At 42.6% G+C, this 20,896-nt stretch carries 18 protein-coding genes and 1 pseudogene; 2 read left to right on the forward strand and 17 right to left on the reverse strand.

Annotation, left to right across the window (positions count from 1 at the left end):
* Window positions 1-152 precede the first annotated feature (152 nt).
* From DSBG_RS09160 to phoU, 7 genes are all read right to left on the reverse strand, one after another.
* Window positions 153-1,763: a DEAD/DEAH box helicase gene (locus DSBG_RS09160; RefSeq protein ID WP_141694268.1), complete on the reverse strand. Its 1,611-nt coding sequence runs from the start codon at window positions 1,761-1,763 to the stop codon at window positions 153-155.
* Window positions 1,764-1,767: 4 nt separating this feature from the next.
* Entirely contained in the window at window positions 1,768-3,018 is a 1,251-nt protein-coding gene (locus tag DSBG_RS09165) for a competence/damage-inducible protein A (RefSeq protein WP_068963832.1), read from the reverse strand.
* A gap of 154 nt (window positions 3,019-3,172) precedes the next feature.
* Window positions 3,173-4,642, reverse strand: a complete 1,470-nt coding sequence (locus tag DSBG_RS09170; RefSeq protein ID WP_068963833.1) for an AAA family ATPase — start codon at window positions 4,640-4,642, stop codon at window positions 3,173-3,175.
* Window positions 4,643-4,667: 25 nt separating this feature from the next.
* Window positions 4,668-5,189 carry a hypothetical protein gene (locus DSBG_RS09175; protein WP_068963834.1) on the reverse strand — a complete coding sequence of 174 codons (522 nt, stop codon included), beginning with the start codon at window positions 5,187-5,189 and terminating at the stop codon, window positions 4,668-4,670.
* A gap of 323 nt (window positions 5,190-5,512) precedes the next feature.
* A complete protein-coding gene (gene pgsA / locus DSBG_RS09180; RefSeq protein ID WP_068963835.1) occupies window positions 5,513-6,070 on the reverse strand; it encodes a CDP-diacylglycerol--glycerol-3-phosphate 3-phosphatidyltransferase in 558 nt (185 codons plus the stop codon).
* Window positions 6,067-7,398: a 30S ribosomal protein S12 methylthiotransferase RimO gene (gene rimO, locus DSBG_RS09185; RefSeq protein ID WP_068963836.1), complete on the reverse strand. Its 1,332-nt coding sequence runs from the start codon at window positions 7,396-7,398 to the stop codon at window positions 6,067-6,069. Before rimO ends, pgsA begins: the two co-directional genes overlap by 4 nt.
* A 198-nt stretch (window positions 7,399-7,596) precedes the next feature.
* Complete coding sequence (gene phoU, locus DSBG_RS09190; RefSeq protein WP_068963837.1) at window positions 7,597-8,247, reverse strand: phosphate signaling complex protein PhoU; 651 nt, start codon at window positions 8,245-8,247, stop codon at window positions 7,597-7,599.
* Window positions 8,248-8,646: 399 nt separating this feature from the next.
* On the opposite strand from phoU, the gene DSBG_RS09195 reads away from it, so the two are divergent.
* Window positions 8,647-9,255 carry a hypothetical protein gene (locus tag DSBG_RS09195; RefSeq protein ID WP_068963838.1) on the forward strand — a complete coding sequence of 203 codons (609 nt, stop codon included), beginning with the start codon at window positions 8,647-8,649 and terminating at the stop codon, window positions 9,253-9,255.
* Between the two features lie 85 nt (window positions 9,256-9,340).
* On the opposite strand, the gene DSBG_RS09200 is transcribed toward DSBG_RS09195, so the two are convergent.
* The 10 genes and pseudogenes from DSBG_RS09200 to DSBG_RS09240 form a co-directional block, all read right to left on the reverse strand.
* Complete coding sequence (locus DSBG_RS09200) at window positions 9,341-9,853, reverse strand: hypothetical protein (protein WP_068963839.1); 513 nt, start codon at window positions 9,851-9,853, stop codon at window positions 9,341-9,343.
* A 131-nt stretch (window positions 9,854-9,984) separates the two neighbouring features.
* Entirely contained in the window at window positions 9,985-10,557 is a 573-nt protein-coding gene (locus DSBG_RS09205) for a hypothetical protein (RefSeq protein ID WP_141694269.1), read from the reverse strand.
* Between the two features lie 65 nt (window positions 10,558-10,622).
* On the reverse strand, window positions 10,623-11,180 hold the full coding sequence (locus tag DSBG_RS09210) for a DUF5673 domain-containing protein (protein ID WP_141694270.1): 558 nt from the start codon (window positions 11,178-11,180) through the stop codon (window positions 10,623-10,625).
* A gap of 632 nt (window positions 11,181-11,812) precedes the next feature.
* Window positions 11,813-13,798, reverse strand: a pseudogene (locus DSBG_RS09215) (YgiQ family radical SAM protein); the annotation flags it as partial.
* A 197-nt stretch (window positions 13,799-13,995) separates the two neighbouring features.
* On the reverse strand, window positions 13,996-14,487 hold the full coding sequence (locus DSBG_RS09220; RefSeq protein ID WP_068963843.1) for a YajQ family cyclic di-GMP-binding protein: 492 nt from the start codon (window positions 14,485-14,487) through the stop codon (window positions 13,996-13,998).
* Window positions 14,488-14,515: 28 nt separating this feature from the next.
* The gene (locus DSBG_RS09225) at window positions 14,516-15,307 is read right to left on the reverse strand and encodes a helix-turn-helix domain-containing protein (RefSeq protein WP_068963844.1); all 792 of its coding nucleotides are present in this window, start codon (window positions 15,305-15,307) and stop codon (window positions 14,516-14,518) included.
* A gap of 22 nt (window positions 15,308-15,329) precedes the next feature.
* Window positions 15,330-15,461 (reverse strand): hypothetical protein, encoded by a 132-nt coding sequence (locus tag DSBG_RS24020; RefSeq protein WP_282434208.1) that lies wholly within the window; start codon window positions 15,459-15,461, stop codon window positions 15,330-15,332.
* A gap of 172 nt (window positions 15,462-15,633) precedes the next feature.
* A complete protein-coding gene (gene mnmH / locus DSBG_RS09230) occupies window positions 15,634-16,716 on the reverse strand; it encodes a tRNA 2-selenouridine(34) synthase MnmH (RefSeq protein ID WP_068963845.1) in 1,083 nt (360 codons plus the stop codon).
* A gap of 69 nt (window positions 16,717-16,785) precedes the next feature.
* The gene (locus DSBG_RS09235; RefSeq protein ID WP_068963853.1) at window positions 16,786-19,113 is read right to left on the reverse strand and encodes an FtsK/SpoIIIE family DNA translocase; all 2,328 of its coding nucleotides are present in this window, start codon (window positions 19,111-19,113) and stop codon (window positions 16,786-16,788) included.
* 236 nt (window positions 19,114-19,349) lie between these two features.
* The gene (locus tag DSBG_RS09240; protein WP_068963846.1) at window positions 19,350-20,048 is read right to left on the reverse strand and encodes a ClpP family protease; all 699 of its coding nucleotides are present in this window, start codon (window positions 20,046-20,048) and stop codon (window positions 19,350-19,352) included.
* A gap of 568 nt (window positions 20,049-20,616) precedes the next feature.
* Here DSBG_RS09240 and DSBG_RS23390 point away from each other — a divergent pair.
* The coding region (locus tag DSBG_RS23390; RefSeq protein ID WP_207647225.1) for a hypothetical protein at window positions 20,617-20,896 on the forward strand (280 nt) is incomplete at its 3' end.

Genomic DNA, 20,896 nt, shown 5'->3' on the forward strand with positions numbered 1-20,896 from the left:
CTCATTATAGATGTTGAGCTCGATACTTGTCAATTTGTTTATGTTTCAACCGACAACAAAACAAATGTTATTACATTTTTATTGATTTTATTGTAAAAGCTAACCTCTTTTGAAGTTAGCTTTTTACAATAAAATATATTTCTTTTCCGATTTTAATAATCGCTATTTTCACGTGCTTTGGCTGGTTCAACACTGACTCTTCGCCCTTTAATCATAGCCTGATGCATACAACTCTGAACCCTAGAAGCATATTCTTCGGGAACCTCTACAAAGGTGAATTTATCATATATATTAATCATCCCTATAATATTTCCAGAAATTCCACTTTCATCGGCAATCCAACGAATAATATCCTGAGGACGGATTTGTTGTATTCTTCCGATGTTTATGAAAAAGCGTACCATACCCACTGCTGCTCCCGTATTTCCATAATGTATATCGCCTTGCTCTTTGTCTTCTTCCAAACTCACTCCTTCAACCCCAAACTTTAAAGCTGCGGCAGCAACATCAATAGAATCGTATTCTTCGAGCAAATCACCGACAATCGCTCGATAGTTTCCTAAGCGATTACTTTGGATCAGTTTTATAAGTTGATTCTTGAGATTTTCGGCCTGACGCTCGCTGATATCAGCCAGTGAAGGCAACTCTTGGCGCCGGATTCTCGTCTTAATCAGATTCTCGATCAACCGAAGTTGGCGGTACTCCTTAGGAGAAATTAGAGTTATAGCTTGCCCTTTACGACCCACGCGCCCTGTTCTCCCAATCCGATGCACGTATGATACCGGGTCCTGAGGAATATCGAAATTAATAACATGGGTGACATTATTTATATCTAACCCCCGTGCCGCAACATCCGTTGCCACCAAGAGTTCCGACTTCCCGTCCCGAAAGCGTTTCATCACTCGATCCCGCTGTTGTTGGCTCAGATCCCCATGTAATCCATCAGCAAAATATCCCCGAGCTTCAAGAGCCGCTACAAGCTCATCCACGCCACGTTTTGTGCGGCAAAAAATTATTCCTTGGCCAATATCCTCAATATCAATAATTCTGCACAACGCATCAACCTTAATACTTTCCCTGGCCTCATAGAACACTTGATCAATTAGCGGAACCGTTAACTCGTCCCGACTAACTGTTACAGCACGTGGATTATTCATATAGATCTGAGCTAACTTTCGAATTGCTGGCGGCATAGTTGCCGAAAATAGCATAATTTGTCGGCCTTCAGAAGGGACGTCCTTTAAAATAGCCTCAATATCTTCAATGAAACCCATATCCAGCATTTCATCCGCTTCGTCAAGGACTACAATTTTGGCATGTTGCAGGCGAAGTGTACCTCGGTTCAGATGGTCTAACAATCGACCAGGAGTTCCGACGACCACCTGATATCCCATGCGCAAGGCGCGAATCTGACGATCAATGGGCTGTCCACCGTAAATCGGCAATGGTTTTACATGCCTATACTTTCCGATCTTGGCAATTTCCTCAGAAACCTGTATGGCAAGTTCACGAGTGGGAGTTACAATAATCGCTTGCACCGCTAGAAATTTAGGATTTACCTTTTCGGCAATAGGAATTGAAAACGCGGCAGTTTTACCCGTCCCGGTCTGAGCCTGACCAATTAGATCAACCGCTTCAAGTGCATAAGGTATTGCTTCTTTTTGAATTGGAGAAGGCTCTTCAAACCCCATTTCAGATAAGGCTTGTAGAATCTGTTTGCTCAACTTAATATCTCCAAAAGATTGTAGACGTTCAACCATCACCTAGTTATAGTCTCCTTTCATTTTTTAACATATGCAGCCGTACCTCATTTAGGGCCGCCTGAACGGTCAACTGGCGAACGGACTCCCGTTCCCCATAAAACTGAAATTTTTTCGCATGAACACCCTCAGGCGTAGCTATTCCAATATATACAAGACCCACCGGTTTTTGATCACTGCCTCCATCTGGTCCCGCTATTCCCGTAGTTGAAACGGCCAGCTCTGAACCGATTTTAGAACGGACTCCTTCTGCCATTTCCTTGGCAACCTCTTCACTCACCGCACCGAACTGTTTTAGATTTTCTTCACTTACTCCAAGAATTTCTCGTTTTACGGAGTTAGAATAACTCACAACTCCACCCAAATAAAACTCCGAACTTCCTGGTTCCTGAGTAAAGGCAGCACCTAGCAAGCCTCCTGTACATGACTCAGCTGTTGCGATGGTTAAGTGCTTATTTATTAACGTTTGTCCAACAATACCGATCATGGTCTCCTGATCACGACCGAATACTTTGTCTCCTAAACGTCGACGAATTTCTCCTTCAACGCGATCTAAAGCCTCTCCAGACGTTGTTGCCGAGCTTCTCGCCACCAAGCGAATGTGCATCTCAGCTCGTTTGGCAAGTAATGCCATTGTAATGTCAGGAAGACTCATCAGTTCACCGAGCACTTCCTCAATTGCTGATTCTCCCATACCAAATACTTTTAGGACGCGTTCCTTCATTCGCTCAGCTTGTGGTTCGATGATTCGTTGCAACTCCGGCCAAACATAATTATCGAACATAGGCCGCATCTCAAACGGTGGACCTGGTAATATAATAACCGTTTTACCGTTTTTCTCGATAATAGCACCAGGAGCAGTTCCGATGGGATTAGGTAAAATTTTTGAGTCCTTGGGAAAATAAGCTTGTTTCTCATTACTAGAAGGCATCGGAGCTTTCCGACGACCGAAGAACTGTTTAATCTGTTCTAAACTGGAGGCATCTAACTCCATCTTTAAATCCAAAACTTTAGCAACAAGTTCCTTCGTCATATCATCCACTGTAGGACCTAACCCACCTGTTGTAACGAGAAGATCCGTTCGCCCGATCGCCTGACGTAAAACCTGCTCTAAACGTTCCAGATTGTCACCGACTGTCGTATGGTAGTCTACTTCAATGCCCAAAGAAGATAGTTTTCCTGTCAAATAGTGAGCACTCGTATTGAGGGTTTCCCCAAGTAACAATTCAGTCCCAGTTGCTACAATTTCAGCTTTCATATATTTTATCACTCTCCCATAATCAGCGCAAATTTTAAACTTTTACACACTTGCTTAATTATTTCTCATCTTAACCAAGATTATCCTTCTTTCTTACAAAAGTATGTAGGGGCACGCTTTGTGTGCCCCTACGATGGTAATTGTTATGGCGCCTCTAGGCTATGTGTTTTAAATGTGCCCGCAAAGTTTCGCCACTCAAACTTTCCTCTGTCTTAAGAATCTCAGTGATCTGCATTAACGCCTGCTCGTTTTTCTCAATAATCCTCATCGTTCGTTCTTCAAGATCAGCTAAGATACCTTTCGTTACAGGTTGGCGCTGTTCGGCACTCAAGAGAGAAACATCAGTAACTCCCAAAGAAGACATTCCCGCAAGAAGCATTTTTTCAACAAGATTAAGAGCTTGTTCATAATCACCCATAGCACCGGTACTCCTCGTGCCAAGAATCTGCTCTTCCGCTAGTGCCCCTGCTAAAGTTACCATAATCTGCTCTTCCAACATAACCTGAGTATAAAGGTATAAATCATCCTTCGGGTAATGGCGAACATATCCCAAAGCGTTTCCCCGAGAACGAATGGAAATCTGAGAAACCGAGTTTGGTCGTACTACTTCTGCAAGCATAGCATGCCCACTTTCGTGGATGGCTATACGCTGCAATTCCTCTTCCGTCGGCTTCCGATCAAGTTTCTCTCCCAACATTACTTTCTCGACCGCTTCATGTAAGTGGTGCTCAGTTATCTCATCCGCATTCTCACGCAGAGCAAAAATAGCCGCCTCATTAGTCACACTCTCCAAATGTGCTCCCGAGAATCCGAATGTTTCGTGAGCGATTTCTTCCAAATCAACCTCTTGGGCCAAAGGTTTATTTTTGGTATGGATTTTTAAAATTGCAATCCTCCCCTCCTTATCAGGGAGATCAACTTTAACTTGCCGGTCGAAACGCCCCGGGCGAAGTATTGCGGCATCCAAGGCTTCCGGACGATTCGTCGCTGCCATCACTAAGATATGGGCGCCTTGATCAGCTTTCAAACCGTCCATTTCAACTAAAAGTTGGTTAAGAGTTTGGTCATACTCATGGTGTGAAACATTACTCCCGCGCTTTGCTCCTAAAATGTCCATTTCGTCAATGAAGATAATCGCACTCGTTTTCTTCTCTTTGTGTACCATTTCACGTGCTCTCTTAAACAGCCCCCGTACCCGTTCAGCCCCCACACCAGCATACATCTCTACAAATTCACTCCCGGATACCGATAGAAAAGCCGAATTAGTATACTTCGCTGCGGCTTTGGCTAATAAGGTTTTCCCAGTTCCTGTCGGCCCGGACAATAGTATTCCTTTTATCGGCCGAATCCCTAAAGCCTTCATCCGATCAGAATAAAGCAAAAAATCTAAAGCTTCCTGAAGTTCCTTTTTAGCAACACTCTGTCCTCCGATATCCTCAAAATCGATCGCCGTCGTAGCGATGGACACCCCATTACCGTTTTTTATAACTTGACGTGAAAGGACAAATGTCCAAAAAAAATAGCCTACAGCAATCAGCAACCCGATGGGTAGTACATTATATCCCATAACGAGTAGAAAGGCGAAGATACCTGCTCCCAAGCCTATTAAGATATCGAGTTTCATGCTTTCTCCCCTTTCGATGATAACTCTATTGTTGTTTTTTACTTGCTAAAAACTTCACTTGTCCATGCCTTTCTAGCACTTCGATCAGTTGCGCATCTCCTTGATTCATGATCACATAAATCGCATCATTGTCCATTTCAAGTTCGAGCTGTACCCCTGCTTTCTCTGCTTGTGTTCTAACGTTTTGGGCCATCTCAGTGAAATTTCCACGTGCAATTCCTTCTTGAAGGGAAAACTGCATTTGACCAAATAGATTATCAAGGGTATCGTTCGTTTTGTCTAGGTATCGAATAGGCAATTCACCAGCTAATTTTTCTAAGGAAAGGCTTACTTGACGAAGGTTCGTTATGTGGTTGGTAACCACATCTATCTCACTTTGGCCATTTTTTTGCACGGTTTTAGCGGAAACGACACCTGGAATCTGCTGACTTTGACTTAAGATGCTAACATCAACCCATTTTTTCTGATAGACGACCTTGCTCCCTAATAACAGGCCAAATACTAGGAGACCAACAAGGCCTATCAGCAATATTCGCTGTTTTGTCATCGCATTTTCCTCCGTTTGCTACACTTCGTACTATATCAACATTATAGCACGGGATATATCATTTCGAGAGGAGATCTTATATCCATTATAGGCAAAAATAAACAATAACTGTTTCCATGTATTTTTATTACACATTTATAATCATTAAAAAATGAGACAAGTAGGTGCACATGCTACAACGTGCCTTTACCTGTCTCATTTTACATACTCGTCAGAAAGTACAGCGCATCTTAGTAGCCGTCACCTGAAAGCTTGATATTAGCCAAGTTTCTTACAAAGATAAATATATATAATCTATCTGTCAGATTTCCAAACGATGTGAATCATTTATGCAGTAGTTTGCGAGATTTTAGCAAATAATCAAGACCAGAAATAACGGTGAAAATCAACGCGATGTATAAAAAAGGTTGTCCAACATGTATACCAATCAGAGAAAGCGGCCAGTCATGCAACAATATTGCTGTAATCGCAACAACTTGAGTAATGGTCTTGATTTTGCCAAGTTTGCTAGCACTAATCACAACCCCATCGACAGCTGCAATAGCTCGGAGTCCGGTCACAGCAAACTCTCTTGCTAGGATAATCCAGGCAACCCAAGCAGGCACCGCTCCAAGCTCTACCAATGAGATCAGGGCAGCGGAAACTAGGAGTTTGTCGGCTAGTGGATCCATGAATTTACCCAAGTTCGTAACCTGGTGGCGTTTTCGGGCGATATATCCGTCTAGGCCATCGGTGGCAGAGGCAAAAATAAAGATCACAGCAGCCACCATGTCTTGATGTGGGAATAGCGTATGACCTTTGGGAACTTGGAGAAGTAAAAAGGTCATAAACACTGGTATTAAAATAATCCGTGCTAGAGTTAAACGATTGGGTAAATTCACGAAACAACCTCTCCTATTAAATCGTAACTATCCGCCTCAAGGATGCGAACTTTAATCATGTCACCCACATGAATTGAGGTCTGGGCACTTGTGATATAGACCTGTCCATCGATTTCGGGAGCGTCTCCTTCGGTTCGACCCATCCAGCGCCCATCCAGCAATTTCTGCTCAAGCAGCACCGTAACGATTCTATTAACCCAACGTTGTTGCCTAGCCCTCGAAATATCCTGTTGGATCTGCATAATCTGCTCTCTGCGCTGTTCGCGAATTTCTGGCAGAACTTGATCCTCTCTTTGACCAGCTGGCGTATTCTCCTCTTGAGAATATGGAAACACTCCAAGCCGATCAAACTGGACGTGCTGAACAAAATCAACCATCGTTTGAAAGTCCTGTTCTGTTTCTCCTGGGAAACCCGTGATCATCGTTGTCCGAAGGACGATGTCCGGCATAGCACTACGCAATTTTTCAATGAGCGTTTCAGCTTGCTCTATCGTACCTTTTCTATTCATCTCTTTTAGAATCTTATTATCCGCATGTTGCAAGGGTAAATCAATGTACTTACATACCTTCGGTTCCTGGCGCATTGTTTCAATTAGTTCATCGGTAAAACGCTCAGGATAACAATACATTAATCGAATCCATTCAATTCCCTCAATACGGGCAAGCTGACGAATTAGCTGAGGTAGGCGGAGTTCTCCACTTAGGTCAAATCCGTAGCGCGTGGTGTCCTGAGCCATGACCATAATTTCCTTAACTCCTTGCGCAGCCATATCCTGGACTTCCTTGATCACGGATTCCTCCGGACGGCTACGAAAATGTCCGCGCACATACGGAATGACACAATAAGTACAATAGTTATCGCAACCTTCTGCAACCTTTACATAGGCTAAATAATCGGGAGTGGATCGTTTTCGGGGCATCTTCTCATCATGAAGGAAATTTGGGGCTCCTGGTTTAATGAGCGTCGTGCGCGTGCCCTCAGCTGCTTGAACTATTTCTGTGATTTCATCAATATTCCCAGTCCCAAGCACACCGTCTAACTCGGGTATATCTTGCATTAATTCAGAGCCGTACCGTTGAGCTAGGCACCCTGTCGCAATCAAAGTCTGACATGAACCGGATTGTTTAAAGCCTGCCATTTCAAAAATAGTTTCAATCGATTCTTCCTTTGCCGATTGAATAAAAGTACAAGTATTTACTACAATAATCTCTGCTTCTTCAGGGTCTTCTGTAAATATGTAATCTTGGGCAAGTAAACCTGACATTACCTCACTGTCTACTTGATTCTTTGGGCATCCCAGAGTGACTACCGCAACTTTTTTCGTCAACGTTACACCTCATATCATTGCTCTACTTTTCTAGTATAAACCAACGTTCTCGCAAGGTCAAAAAAAATTAGCATGTATCCCAACGCAATAGCTATAAAAAACCAGGAACTTGGACCCAAACCATTTACTGTCAGAATGTTAAAAAAACAAGAGGTGGCTTCATGCTTCATGCCACCCTCTTGTTTTTAGAACTTTTCATTATTTGTTAAGGTCTTGTCGTTCAGCAGTCGTAATATATATTACGTTTTCTCCAATATTTGTGGCATGGTCGGCAATACGTTCGAGATAACGACCTACAAAAATCAGATACATGCCTTGATCTATGATTTCCGGTTTCTCGGACATGATGACTAAGAGATCCCGCACGATTTTTTTATACAGATGGTCAACTTCGTCATCCTGTACAGCCAGACCATGTGCTAGTTCCATGTCCTCGTTGCTATAAGCTTCTAGCCCTTGCCGCATCATCTCAAGTGCCTTCTCAGCCATCAGTGGAATGTCAATCAGCGGCTTACATAGAGGTCCATCAATTCTTCGCACAACCTTAGCAATGTCGATGGCCAAATCAGCCATTCGTTCCAGATCTGTCGATATTTTCATCGCCGAAACAATTTTTCGCAGGTCCTTGGCAACCGGCTGTTGCGTCGCGATTAAGCGCACGCATTCGTCATCCACCCGCCGCTCAAAATCATTGACCAATTGATCCTCGGCAATCCAACCCGCTGCCTGAGCCCGATCAAGAGATATCAGAGATTGCACACATCCTTGTAGTATCCTTTCGACTTCTTTACCCATGTCTTTAAGTAAATTGGTCAAAAATAGCTGCCCTTCATTTAGTGACTGACGCATTAATAATCCCCCTTCATTATCCCAATATGTTCTGAGATGTTGTCTTCTGTTCATTCATCAAAATTATAAATATTTTCCAAAGTCTACTCATATTCCACCGATTCTCCACTGAGAAAGAAGACAGTAAAGTCTGCTATGTAGGCGGCATGTTGTATATTATGCGTCAGTAACGCCACGGTATCTTGATCATATTTATTTCGCCATCCGTGGTGATTCTACCTTTAACTTTTGTCCCTGTAAGGTATTGCTTTTTTCTCTATAGCCACGAATAATGTATCATACAATGATTAACTCATAATTATCTCTGTGTAAAGCTTGTGTTAAATGGCAACATTTAAAAGGGAATTATTAAATCACTGTCGAAATAAGGTTCTAAGAAACTATAGCGAGGTGTCATGTGTGTTTGATCAAACGATTGATCCTATCGACTCGTGTGGCTGTGGCGATACAGGATATCTTACCACGCGAACCGTTCCTATTGACTTAGCCCATGGCGTTGGGCGCATAGATAAAGTTCCCGTCTATCACTGTCGTTCAACAGATTGCCAGGAATTTACTCTTCCCCCGCTCGTTTCGCGTCGCCTCGAAGACATAGCGGAAGAAATGGAAAAAGTCCAATCAACAGAAGCAGTTTATACGTGGGAATCCCATCAAACACAGTCCCCTGAACCACTTCAACGGACAAATGACCAAATCCACTTACAGGCGTTTACCCTTCAGTTTGGCGGCCGTGAGTATGCAGATGCACACGTTGTACTGATCGTACCCGGCCAGGCAATCTTTTTCCAGAGTGCACTTGAAGATACGGAGTACTATCTCCTACTCTACGAAGCAAATACTCGTATAGAGGGAATATGGTTTTCCTTTCTAAAATTTTACTATGAAGAACCGGAATTTACTTACGAAGATTTTCTTGAATGGTCCGAAGACGGACACCTTAAAGAGCTAGGACGCATTCCCCTTGATGAGGTAGAAGATACATTAATCGGTGAATTCGGAGAATGTTAGCTCTCATTTAGCTACTATGAATAATGAACTCTTAATAAACAGGCTAACATGTGTTGGATACCCTATTCGATTTCGTTTTCTTCATTTAATCATCTTCTCTTTTTAATCCTGCAATTCTTATGCTATTTAAGAAATTGACCAAACCTTGTGAACCAAGAAAGATCCCTAATCCTACGGTAAATTCAGTTATTGTCCCCATTGATCCACGCAGAGTAAATCCTGTAAAAGAATCAGGTAGTCCACGCATGGAACTCATTAATGTGGATACTAGTCTCGGCAATGAACTGCCAATATAGTATAGCCCGAGAACCGAAAACGCTACTCTCTGTACATCACCTACCGCTAAACCTGCGCTCTCCTTAGAAGTGGTTCCCCTTGAAACCATAATTCCAGATAATTTATCAGAAAAAATCCATAGTAAAACTCCAAAGAGAATATAAACTAATGAAAAAATAATATTAACTAAATTTTCTTGAGCCACTAGTTTCGGCGTTGCAATTGAAACAAAAAGTACACTGGACAACACGTTAATCCCTTGAATAATTATATAGATACCTAGAATCTTGCAAGCTAAACTTGCTATTTCCTGCTTATTCAATCTTCTTCCCCCTTTTTTATACTAGTCAGAAAAGCATAACTTTCTTTATAACGCCTTAGTGACACATAACCTTGGGCTAGTGAAATAGTTATACTAAACTGTTACTCTACTAAGCTTATTTGTGACGAAGTTTAAAAGGCAACTGAAGCAACGATCTTGAATGTAATTAATCCGCCTAAAACGATCCCACCTATAATTCCATATAATAAGATTCTATTGGCATAACCGTTTAGTTCTGGATTGGATTTATCAATTTTTTTAATGTGACAGTAGGATGAAATATTCATAACTACCAACACAATAAGAGCAAACGGCAACAAGACACGCAAGTCTGGTCGTTCATAAACTGCTGAATTATTGTCTGATATCAAAATTCCTTGAAAAACCATCATAACCGGCAGTAACGCCTGAATAAATAATTGTCTCTTTTTGATTTTCCAATACTCAATTCCTAGCTTCTCTCGCTCATAATCGAACAACGGCCTCATTGAAGGTACTATAATCTCTATCAGTTCCCCTCGCTTACGAGTAATCATTCCAATAATAAAACTAATTAGACATATCACCCCCGCCATGAAACTAAATGCTTTGAGAGATTTTACAAATATCAAAACTATACCTACTGATGCAATGCCGAAAACGTAGGTAATATTCTGTATTATGATCTGTTTCTTGCGTAGTTCTCTCAAATCTTGCTCTACCAACAATTAACACCCCCTTATTAAGGTTATCTGTTAAATTAAACTCTTAGACTGTGCTTGCCTTCGCCCTATACCTTAACCATCTTTTTGAATAGTCCATCTACCTCTTCTTTTTGCTTAATTGTAACCTTCAAGACGGTTGTGTGAAAAGAATAATACTCAATATACTCGATCTTCAAAGTAGAGTAACCTTCCTTTGTTCCCATCCACTTATATGATTGTATTGCGCTCCAATTAATTAGACGATTTCCAGTCCAAATCCCGTTATTCATCAGACCTTTATTAAGAGTATTCTCCATAAATTGTCCATATAATAATTGTAGTGCAAGCAGAATCAACCACGATATTCCAATCCTGAACTTACCGTAATAGCTTACCATGACGATAAAAAATGCAAACAAAGTAAAAATAACTGAAGAAGCACGCATTCCTGGCAAAACTGAAGGGGTCTTGTCCAAATTAACGAGTTGTTCTCCCATTTTTTTATATTTTGTTCGGGTATAGACAATCTTTATCCATACGGTTGGGAGGAGAACTAGTAGACTTAGAATAACATCCTCTTGAATTGAACGAGAAGCCACGGTTATAACCGCAACCGCCATATATGCGATTATGAAATCAAACATTATTTCTTCACCCTCTACTCCCATTGCATTATATGATCTCCCTTAGAACTTCCACATTTTACCTCGATTACCTGCTACTATCGTGAAATTTGTCTAAAAAAAGACAGATCGTTATATTATTAATATAACGATCTGTCCGTTCACGCACCTTTAACTCTTTCTAGCCCATTTATCCTTTCGGACGCTCACTAATTCTAGTCCTACCGTTACTTATCCTTTTTACTCCCCCGATGTTTTCTTTTGCCCTTATGGAGTACGTTATCGGGACCTCTCCAGTATCGTCCTTTTTCGGAAGTACCCTCGCTCTGTACATCCTTACTCTTCATCCCCGTGTACGGAGCTTCGAGTCGCCGTGCTTCCTTATTACCACCTGCTTTACTCGTCACACCTTTGTAGGGTGCCACTTCTGCAGTTTGTGCGCCCTTAGCTCGTCCCGCTTTGCCTAATGTACCTTTGTACGGTGCCGCTTCTGCACTTCTTGCGTCCTTAGTGCGTCCCTCTTTGCCTAACGTACCCTTGTACGGTGCCGCTTCTGCACTTCTTGCATCCTTAGTACGCCCCACTTTGCCTGACGCACCCTTGTACGGTGCCGCTTCTGCACTTCTTGCATCCTTAGTACGCCCCGCTTTGCCTAACGTACCTTTGTACGGTGCCGCTTCTGCACTTCTTGCATCCTTAGAGCGCCCCACTTTGCCTGACGCACCTTTGTACGAAGTTTCTTTACTAGCTTCACCCTTGCTCTTCATTCCCGATCTTCGCACTTGTCTCTTACGCAGTTTTCTCGGCTTTTCATCCTTTTCTAACGGATCTACTCGTACATATTTCCTTGGGCGTATAAGACATTTAGGCCCATACCCAATTAAGTCTTCACGATGAGCTAAACGTAAGGCCTCTTCCACTAGCGCATGGTTTTTAGGATTCCGATACTGAATTAAGGCCCTCTGCATGGCCTTCTCATGCAGACTGCGCGGGATATAAACTGACTCCATCGTATGAGGATCCAAGCCTGTGTAATACATACATGTGGAGAGTGTTCCTGGCGTCGGGATAAAATCCTGGACCTGCTCTGGATTAACACCCATATCTCGAACATATTCCGCCAACTCAACAGCTTCTTTCAGGGTACTTCCTGGGTGTGATGACATCAAATAGGGGACAAGATATTGTTCTTTCCCTAGTTCTTCATTGGCCTCACGAAACTGCTTCACAAATTCTTCATAAACAGCTTTCCCTGGCTTGCCCATCAAACGAAGAACTTCTTCACTGACATGTTCCGGTGCAACTTTCAATTGACCGCTGACATGGTGTTCACAAAGTTCACGTATAAACTTAGAATTTCGATCTGCTAAGACGACGTCATAACGAATACCAGATCGAACGAACACCTTCTTTACCTTCGGCAAACTACGAAGACGATACAAGAGATCCAAGTATTCCTCATGATCATTTTCAAGTTTATCGCACGGCTCAGGAAAAAGGCACTGTTTATGTGAACAAGCTCCCCTGTTTAATTGCTCCTTGCACGCCGGACGACGAAAGTTGGCTGTAGGGCCACCAACATCGTGAATATATCCTTTAAATCGCTCATTCCAAGTCATCTGCTCAGCTTCCCGAATAATCGATTCTGCGCTACGACTTTGAACAATTCGCCCCTGATGAAACGTTAACGCACAAAAAGAGCATGCTCCATAACATCCTCTAACGCTGGTTAGGCTAAATTCCACTTCTTCAATAGCCGGGATTCCCCCTTGGTCAATATAAGACGGATGATACGTCCCCATATAAGGTAGGGCATAGACTGCATCCATTTCTGCTTGTGTCAACGGAAGTGAGGGCCGGTTTTGCAACACACTTTTCTGACCGTGGGATTGATACATTGCTTTCCCTCGGAAAGGGTCCTGTTGATTATATTGTACCCTAAAAGCCTCAGCATACTTTTTTTTGTCGGAAGTAACATCATGGAAACTTGGCAGAACCAAGGTATCTGGAGGTACAAACTCCCCGCTCAATGGCACCATGGTCCCTCTTATGTCCGTAATCTGATCAATCGGTACTCCGTTGTTCAGACGTTCGGCAACCTCCACAATCGACGTCTCCCCCATCCCAAAGACAAGCAAGTCAGCTTGACTATCTAATAGAATAGATCGCCTAACATCGTTACTCCAATAGTCATAATGGGCAAAACGCCTCAATGAAGCCTCAATTCCCCCAATAATTACAGGAACACCCGGAAGCGCTTCTCGCACACGATTTGAATAAGCGATAGTTGTTCGGTCAGGACGAAGCCCTGATTTTCCTCCAGGAGAATAGGCATCTTTATGCCGTTTCTTTTTTGCTGCAGTATAGTGATTAACCATGGAATCGAGATTTCCTCCAGAAATCAAACACGCTAAGCGGGGTTTCCCCATCGCTCGAAAATCCTGGAGATCTTTCCAATCGGGCTGAGCCAGAATTCCCACCCGGAAATCATGTTTTTCTAAGATACGTGCAATGATTGCAATTCCAAAGCTTGGATGATCTACATAGGCGTCACCAGTAATAAGGAGAAAATCAAGTTCATCCCATCCACGTGCCTCCATATCCGTTCGATTCATGGGTAAAAAGTTCCGTATGCGCATATTCTCACCTTTCTGCTTAAACCAATACTTATTTATTATAGAAAACTAGTCTGGCGCCCACCTAGTTGCACTTATGCTTTCAGAAACACCAGCCTTGTATAATATGAACTAATATGGACAAAATTCTCATTCATCAGTGGTGCCGCAGTGGCATGAGGATCTGAATACTTAAAAAAAGAAAAGAGGGGCAACCCCTCTTATCGATAGTTGATAAACTGTAGTTCGATGCCAAAGTCCTCTTTACGCAAAAGAGCAATAGCCGCTTGGAGGTCATCTTTGTTCTTACCAGTCACTCGAATCTCATCCCCCTGGATAGAACTAACTACTTTTATTTTATTGTCTTTCAGGACCTTATTAATTAGTTTTGATTTTTCTTGGGCAATCCCCTGTACCAGTTTTACCTCCTGCTTAACTGTGTCCCCGGCGGCCTTTTGAGGCTTCCCGTACTCTAAAGCTCTTAAGGAAACTCCTCGCTTAACTAGTTTACTTTCTAGAATGTCGACAACGTTAGTCAGTTTGAAGTCGTCATCTGAGATCAAAATTATCTTATCGGTCTCAAGCTTGATGGATGATTTGCTATTCTTAAAGTCAAATCGATTGGCGATTTCTTTCTGAGCCTGCTGTATTGCATTTTCTACTTCAGGCATATCCACCTTGGAAACAATATCAAATGAAGAATCTTTAGCCAAAATAAAATGCTCCTTTCAATTTAAACTATTAGGGTGACTTTAAAATGTCTGAAGTTAATACGACATTACGAACAACTGCGCCTGACTTTCCTAAACTTGGCAACGCTTTACCGTTTAACGTAACCGAAAGGCCTCCTGCGTTACCAACCGTGAGCAGTTCGATTTTACTAGTTCCTTTGACCTCTTTGGTTGTTCCCGCTGTGAACGTGCCCTGAAAAGGTGGCTGACCATCAACTCTGACCTCAATCCAACAGAGTTGTGTGAAAACCAACTGTGCAGTTAAGCCATCCTGTGTAGCGGCTACAACGTTTTCCGGGTTGGAGACTACCGGTGAATTCGGGCCTGGCGTATTGTCCTCAGTCTTCGTGGGACTCGTTTCTGGTGTAACTGCCTCTGCTTTCGGTGCACTTGGCAAGGCTGGCGGGGAGTATGGAGAGTCTGCGACTTTTTTACCAGACTGATTCACGGAGATCGCTATCGCCAGTACAATGGCCAATACAGCCATACTCCCGATGATCATTGGCCTTACCCACAAAGGACGGGCTTTGACAAGCATATTTGGTGATTCAAGAACTGGTCCAGCCTCTGGGGCTATTGAATCGTTATAGAGTTCAATAATTTCATCTGGGTTTAAGCCCAATTGTTTAGCGTAAGTTCGTAAATACCCCTTGACATAAGTTGCACCAGGGAGTATCCCATAATCTTCCTCTTCAAGTGCTTGAATATAGCGAACGCGGATTTTCGTGGTGTCCTCAGTGTCCATGAAACTCCATTTTTTTTCTTCCCGAGCGGCCCGGAGCATTTGCCCTTCTCCTGCCATTGATAAAACCTCCTTGTTCCCATTAACTCTGATCGAATGCTATGAAACCCAAAGCAATATCCTCTATAGTAATCACATTTTCTTCGGTGGTAGATTTCTCTAAACTTCCGGCGATGAAAACATTCAAGTTTTCAATAATTTTGAGCATTGGCATTTGCTTAAGTAATGTTTTGTATTGACAATGACGGCTTCCATTCCAATTTTAACACGAGGTTTTCCTGTATGCTGTTAACTAGATTTCCATTTTATAAATAGAGTATCCCCTAAAAAGTTAAGATGCACACCTATTATCAAGCATATTGTCACGTCTCTACGCAATTCGATTTTTATTTTGCAGAATATCGAACTGTAAATAGTGCAGATTCTTGACCTGGGTAGGCCACCTTTTCATCAAGATAGCATTCCAGCTTCCTTAATGCCTGAGCAGGTTCTTCATAGTTTATAAAGAACGCATAATCCGAGCTAGGTTCATTTGGATAAGCATAAAGCTTGTCATAGTACTCGAGAAGCAAGCGCTCTGTAAATACATCCAGACAGCCTTCATCTAAGAGGACACGTAATTCTTGAACTTTGACATGACCCAAGGTTTTAATCAGGCGCTCCAATGCTGTTCCAATTTCCTGAAGCGCATTAGGTACCGTTGTGTACTCACTCAACAAGCGTTGAACTCGGTTTTTCAAGGAGTCATAATGGAGGATTTGGATTCCCTCTTTCATAGCTGTGAAGAAACTGGTCGGTAAGGTTACCCTTCCTATCCGTTTACTTTCACATTCAACAATAATATAAGAAAATTTGCTTAAAGATTCAAGTTCCTCATACAATAGTCCTTCGAACTTTTTCTGAGAGGGAGGACTTCCGAGACCCATGGCACCAAAAACTGACCCTCGATTATTAGCCAGTTTCTCAAGGTCGATTGCAGGATAACCTTCAGCTCTTAACTTTCTCAAAAGTTCAGTTTTCCCAACCCCTGTATTTCCTCGCAAAACTACGACCCGAAAGGGAAGTTTGTTTTCATGAAAAGCTACGACTTGATTGCGGTAAGCCTTAAACCCACCTTGTAGACGGTAAACAGAAATGCCCATCAAATCCACTACTGTTGCCAGAGACTTGCTCCTCATTCCGCCTCTCCAGCAAAAAAGAACCAGCGGACCCTTTTTGGAAAATTCCTCTACTTTTTTCACTATATCCGGAAGTTTCGGGCTAACTATACTTAGGCCTAGTTCGCGGGCCAAACTCGGCGTAGCCTGCGTGTAAGTGGTACCGACCTCAACTCGTTCTGCGTTATTAAAAAGAGGGAGATTTACTGATCCTGGGATCGTTGCTTCGGCAAATTCTCCCTCAGAGCGTACATCAACTAGAATCGGATGATCTAATGTTTTAAGTTCTTCGATATTAATCTCCGTAATCATGCTAAAATTCCTTCCAACTAGGTTCTGTTCTACTCATCTTATCATAAATCCTGATGAAGGATAATGCAACTAGTGGGCAATTTCATCGTTACACTGGCCAAATTTCAGTTCCAGTTGCCCTTTAGTCATTAAAACCTCACGTGGCTTGGAGCCTTCGTATCCTCCCACAACCCCTTTTTCCTCGAGGAAATCCATTAAACGAGCGGCTCGAGTATATCCAATGCGCAAGCGGCGTTGTAAAAGTGAAACAGAAGCTGTTCCACTTTCTATGAAGAGCTCGGCAGCCTCATAAAAGTGCTCATCTTCAATTTCTTCTTTTTTCATCGTCCCAAGTTCCATATTCGGAATTTCTTGATACTCGGGCTTCGCTTGGTTTTGCAGGAAGTTAACAACGTTCTCCACTTCTTTATCACCTAAATAACATCCCTGTACCCTGAGCGGCTTACTCGCTCCCATGGGATAATAAAGCATATCTCCACGACCTAAAAGTTTCTCTGCCCCATTCATATCCAGAATGGTCCTCGAGTCTGTTTGAGACGAGACCGCGAAAGCAATTCTGGAAGGTATATTTGCTTTAATTAAGCCAGTGATTACATCAACTGAAGGGCGTTGAGTTGCAACAATCAAGTGAATTCCTGCAGCACGAGCCATTTGGGCTAAGCGACAGATTGCGTCTTCAACCTCACCCGGTGCCACCATCATTAAATCAGCCAACTCATCAATGATGACCACAACATACGGTAACGGAGGATGCTCACCATTTTTCTCCTGGGTTCGCAAAAAATTGTAACGGATGATGTCTCTAACTCCTGCTCCCGCAAACAGTTCATAACGGGTCTCCATTTCTGTCACGATCCATTTTAAAGCGCCTGCAGCTTTTCTTGGGTCTGTCACCACAGGTGCAATCAAATGCGGAATTCCGTTATAGTTGGCCAATTCTACCATTTTAGGGTCAACCAACAAAAACTTCACCTCGTCGGGGCGAGCCTTAAACAGGATGCTGTGAATTAATGTGTTAATACACACTGATTTTCCAGAACCTGTGGCACCCGCGATCAAAAGATGGGGCATTCTAGTTAGATCTGCGATCACCGGGACCCCTGTAATATCTTTACCCAAACATAACGCTAACTTACTTGCAACTCCCTGAAATTCAGAGGTTTCTAAAACTTCTCGAAAATGAACCATGGCGACTTCCTTATTCGGTACCTCGATACCCACCACTGATTTCCCTGGAATTGGTGCCTCAATACGTACATTAGCCGAAGCCAAACTTAATGCAATATCATCCGCCAAATTTGTTATTTTACTCACTTTTACACCTGGAGCAGGTTGGGCCTCATAACGTGTAATGGCAGGTCCTTGGGTAACCTGGGTCACTTTAACCTTCACCCCAAAACTAGCCAACGTTTCTTCCAGGACTTTCACATTATCTGCTAGATCCTTATTAAGTCTGGGGTTTTTCATTTTAAAAGATTTATGTAACAGCGTGACTTGAGGAAGCTGATAATTTCCATCTTCACGGGTCTGACGTGAAATCGGTGTACTCGTCACTTTACCAGGAGCTATCGTAGCTTCTTGCATTTCCGCCGACATTTTTTCGAATCCAAGTTGTCCTTTAGGCAGGTGTTCAATAACATTAGATTTAATAGGTAGTTCATTTTGATCTTCTAAGGTTTTTATGACCAAAGGTCGTTCCACCACATCAGGGTCAAGGACTAGTGTAGGCCCTTTTGCAGGACTCCCTTTTTTCTTGTGCATATTAGCCTCTGCTTTTAAGTCCATATGAGGTTCTTGTCCTCTGTCACTGGGTTTCTCACCTTCGGAGTTCTTTAGAACATCAATGAAATTGTTTATTTGGTGTTTCATCCATTGTCCTGATTCTTTCCCAAGCTGATTAACTTCCTGTACTCCCTGAATCAAAGAACGATTTATGATCAATAGGGCCCCGATAAGCGAACCCATGATTAAGACAACGTAACTTCCCGCAATGCCAATTGTCGTTTTTAACAGAGCTGCAATCGCTGCCCCCACAAGTCCACCACCATGGCCACGCTGTCCTTCATGAAGCATGTCTGCCCCAGTAAAAGCTTCTACACCCGGTAATTGAAAATGTAGTATCCCGAGCAAGACAAACCAAAGAATGATAACCCCCACTGCCTTTGATCCCAGACGGGTTGTTTGCTTGTTCATAAAAACAAGCCCCCAGGAGCCCATCATGAGAGGGATACAGACCCGTCCACCTCCAGCCAATACAGTTAGAATATGTTTTATTTGACCGCCAACCAGGCCACTTCTATCTGAGTAGAGTGCCACCATCCCTAAGCAAGCCATTCCGACTACGAAAACTCCGATAACTTCATTCCGTATAGTGTCTTTTAAAGAGCTTACTTTCATATTCGCCTTTGTATTTATCTTGCGGCGTGTTTTTGTCTTCGCCACAGAACAATCCTCCAAACATTTATTTAATAATCTTCTTAATTATAAATTCCACAAAAGAACGCGTTTTCCTTTTCATTCAAGAAAAATACGTTAAATTTGGCTAAGGAGACAAATATGTACTGCCCTGATCACATATGCTTCCAAATGGGTAGAAAGCGGCTTTCGCCGCTTCTCTAAAATGCGACTCTGTTTTACTGATACTGGTTATTTTGGTTAATTAAACAATTGAGTTCTTTGAATGCTTCCTTTACTCCCCCTACAGTTTGGATTAACCCGGCTTCGACTGCTTGTTGGCCAATAAGGATTGTCCCAATATCTTGGGCTAACTCTCCAGTTTGAAACATGAAATTCTCTAACTTTTCTTTATTAATGTTAGAATGAGAATAGATAAATTGATTAATCCGTTCTTGCATTTTCTGTAAATACTCAAACTGTTGATGTCCATTAATCACTAGCCCAGTATAACGAATTGGATGAATGGTCATCGTTCCAGTGGGCGCAATTAGGCTTTTCATACAACTTACAGCTATGGGAATTCCAATACTGTGGCCGCCACCAAGAACCAACGAAACTGAAGGCTTACTTAAACTGCTTAACATTTCGGCAATAGCTAATCCAGCCTCAACATCTCCACCAGCTGTATTTAAAATCACTAGGATTCCTTCAACTTTAGGGTTTTGCTCAACCGCTAGCAGTTGCGGGATGACATGCTCATATTTAGTCGTCTTGGATTGGGCCGGTAGAATTTGATGGCCTTCAATCTGGCCAATTATAGACAAACAATAAATTCGTTCCACAACATCAGGGATTTGAATTTGCCCTACTTCTTTTAGATTAGATACGGGAGCATCATTGTCTTCTTCAGGGGAAATCGTTTCATCAGAACGCACCAGCTAAACCTCCTTCAATAATAAGCCAAGAACCCCAATCCGTTAACCAGGTTGAAAGGTCAACACTGGATTTTACATGTCTGAGAGGTTCTCTTTTATTATGGAGGTTTAACACAGAAATCATACGATCTATAATTGATGAGCTCAGATTTTGGTCAAGAAAAGAGCATCTGACTACTATTTTATCTTTACTGGTAATTATTAGAACAACTTAGCGAACGAGAGTTTCAAGATTTCTTCTATACATGGTTTTATGACCCTATATTTTTCCTTTTCATTATGATGATGTTATTTATAGTATAGTATTATAATATCAAACTGCAAAATAACCAAGGAAATGATTAGATTCTCAAACTTTCGACAAGTTCGATGTAGTTTCTTGTTTGCTTCTTGGCGATACGAAAGGCACGATAGTGTCCGGTGGACACTATCGCCGAAAGCGCATAACCTTTCACGCATACTATTGCGCTGAAGGATTAGTATCGCCGAGCCACCACTCTAAAGGAACGCTTCGAGGCGAAGGGAGCCTTTCGCCACACTGCGTCCAGCAACGAAAAACTCCAGCCGTGTGGATTCTACTTTGCCAGAGGCTTGCGCCCCAAGTATCATCGGCCCTGAAACGAAAGGCACGATAGTGTCCAGTGGATACTATCGCCGAGCCACCTACCCCAAAGAAACACTTCGTGGCGAAGGGAGCCTTTCGCCACACTGCGTCCTAAAACGCACACTCCAGCAGTGTGGATTCTTAACTTCCGTGTTCGGTATACGAAAAGCGGACGAGCTTTTCGCCACATTGCGACTCGTAAAGCAAACTCCAGCAATGTGGATCCCGAACGGGTGGAACCCCA

The sequence above is a fragment of the Desulfosporosinus cupriresistens genome (assembly GCF_001707885.1).
Classification (GTDB): Bacteria; Bacillota; Desulfitobacteriia; order Desulfitobacteriales; family Desulfitobacteriaceae; genus Desulfosporosinus.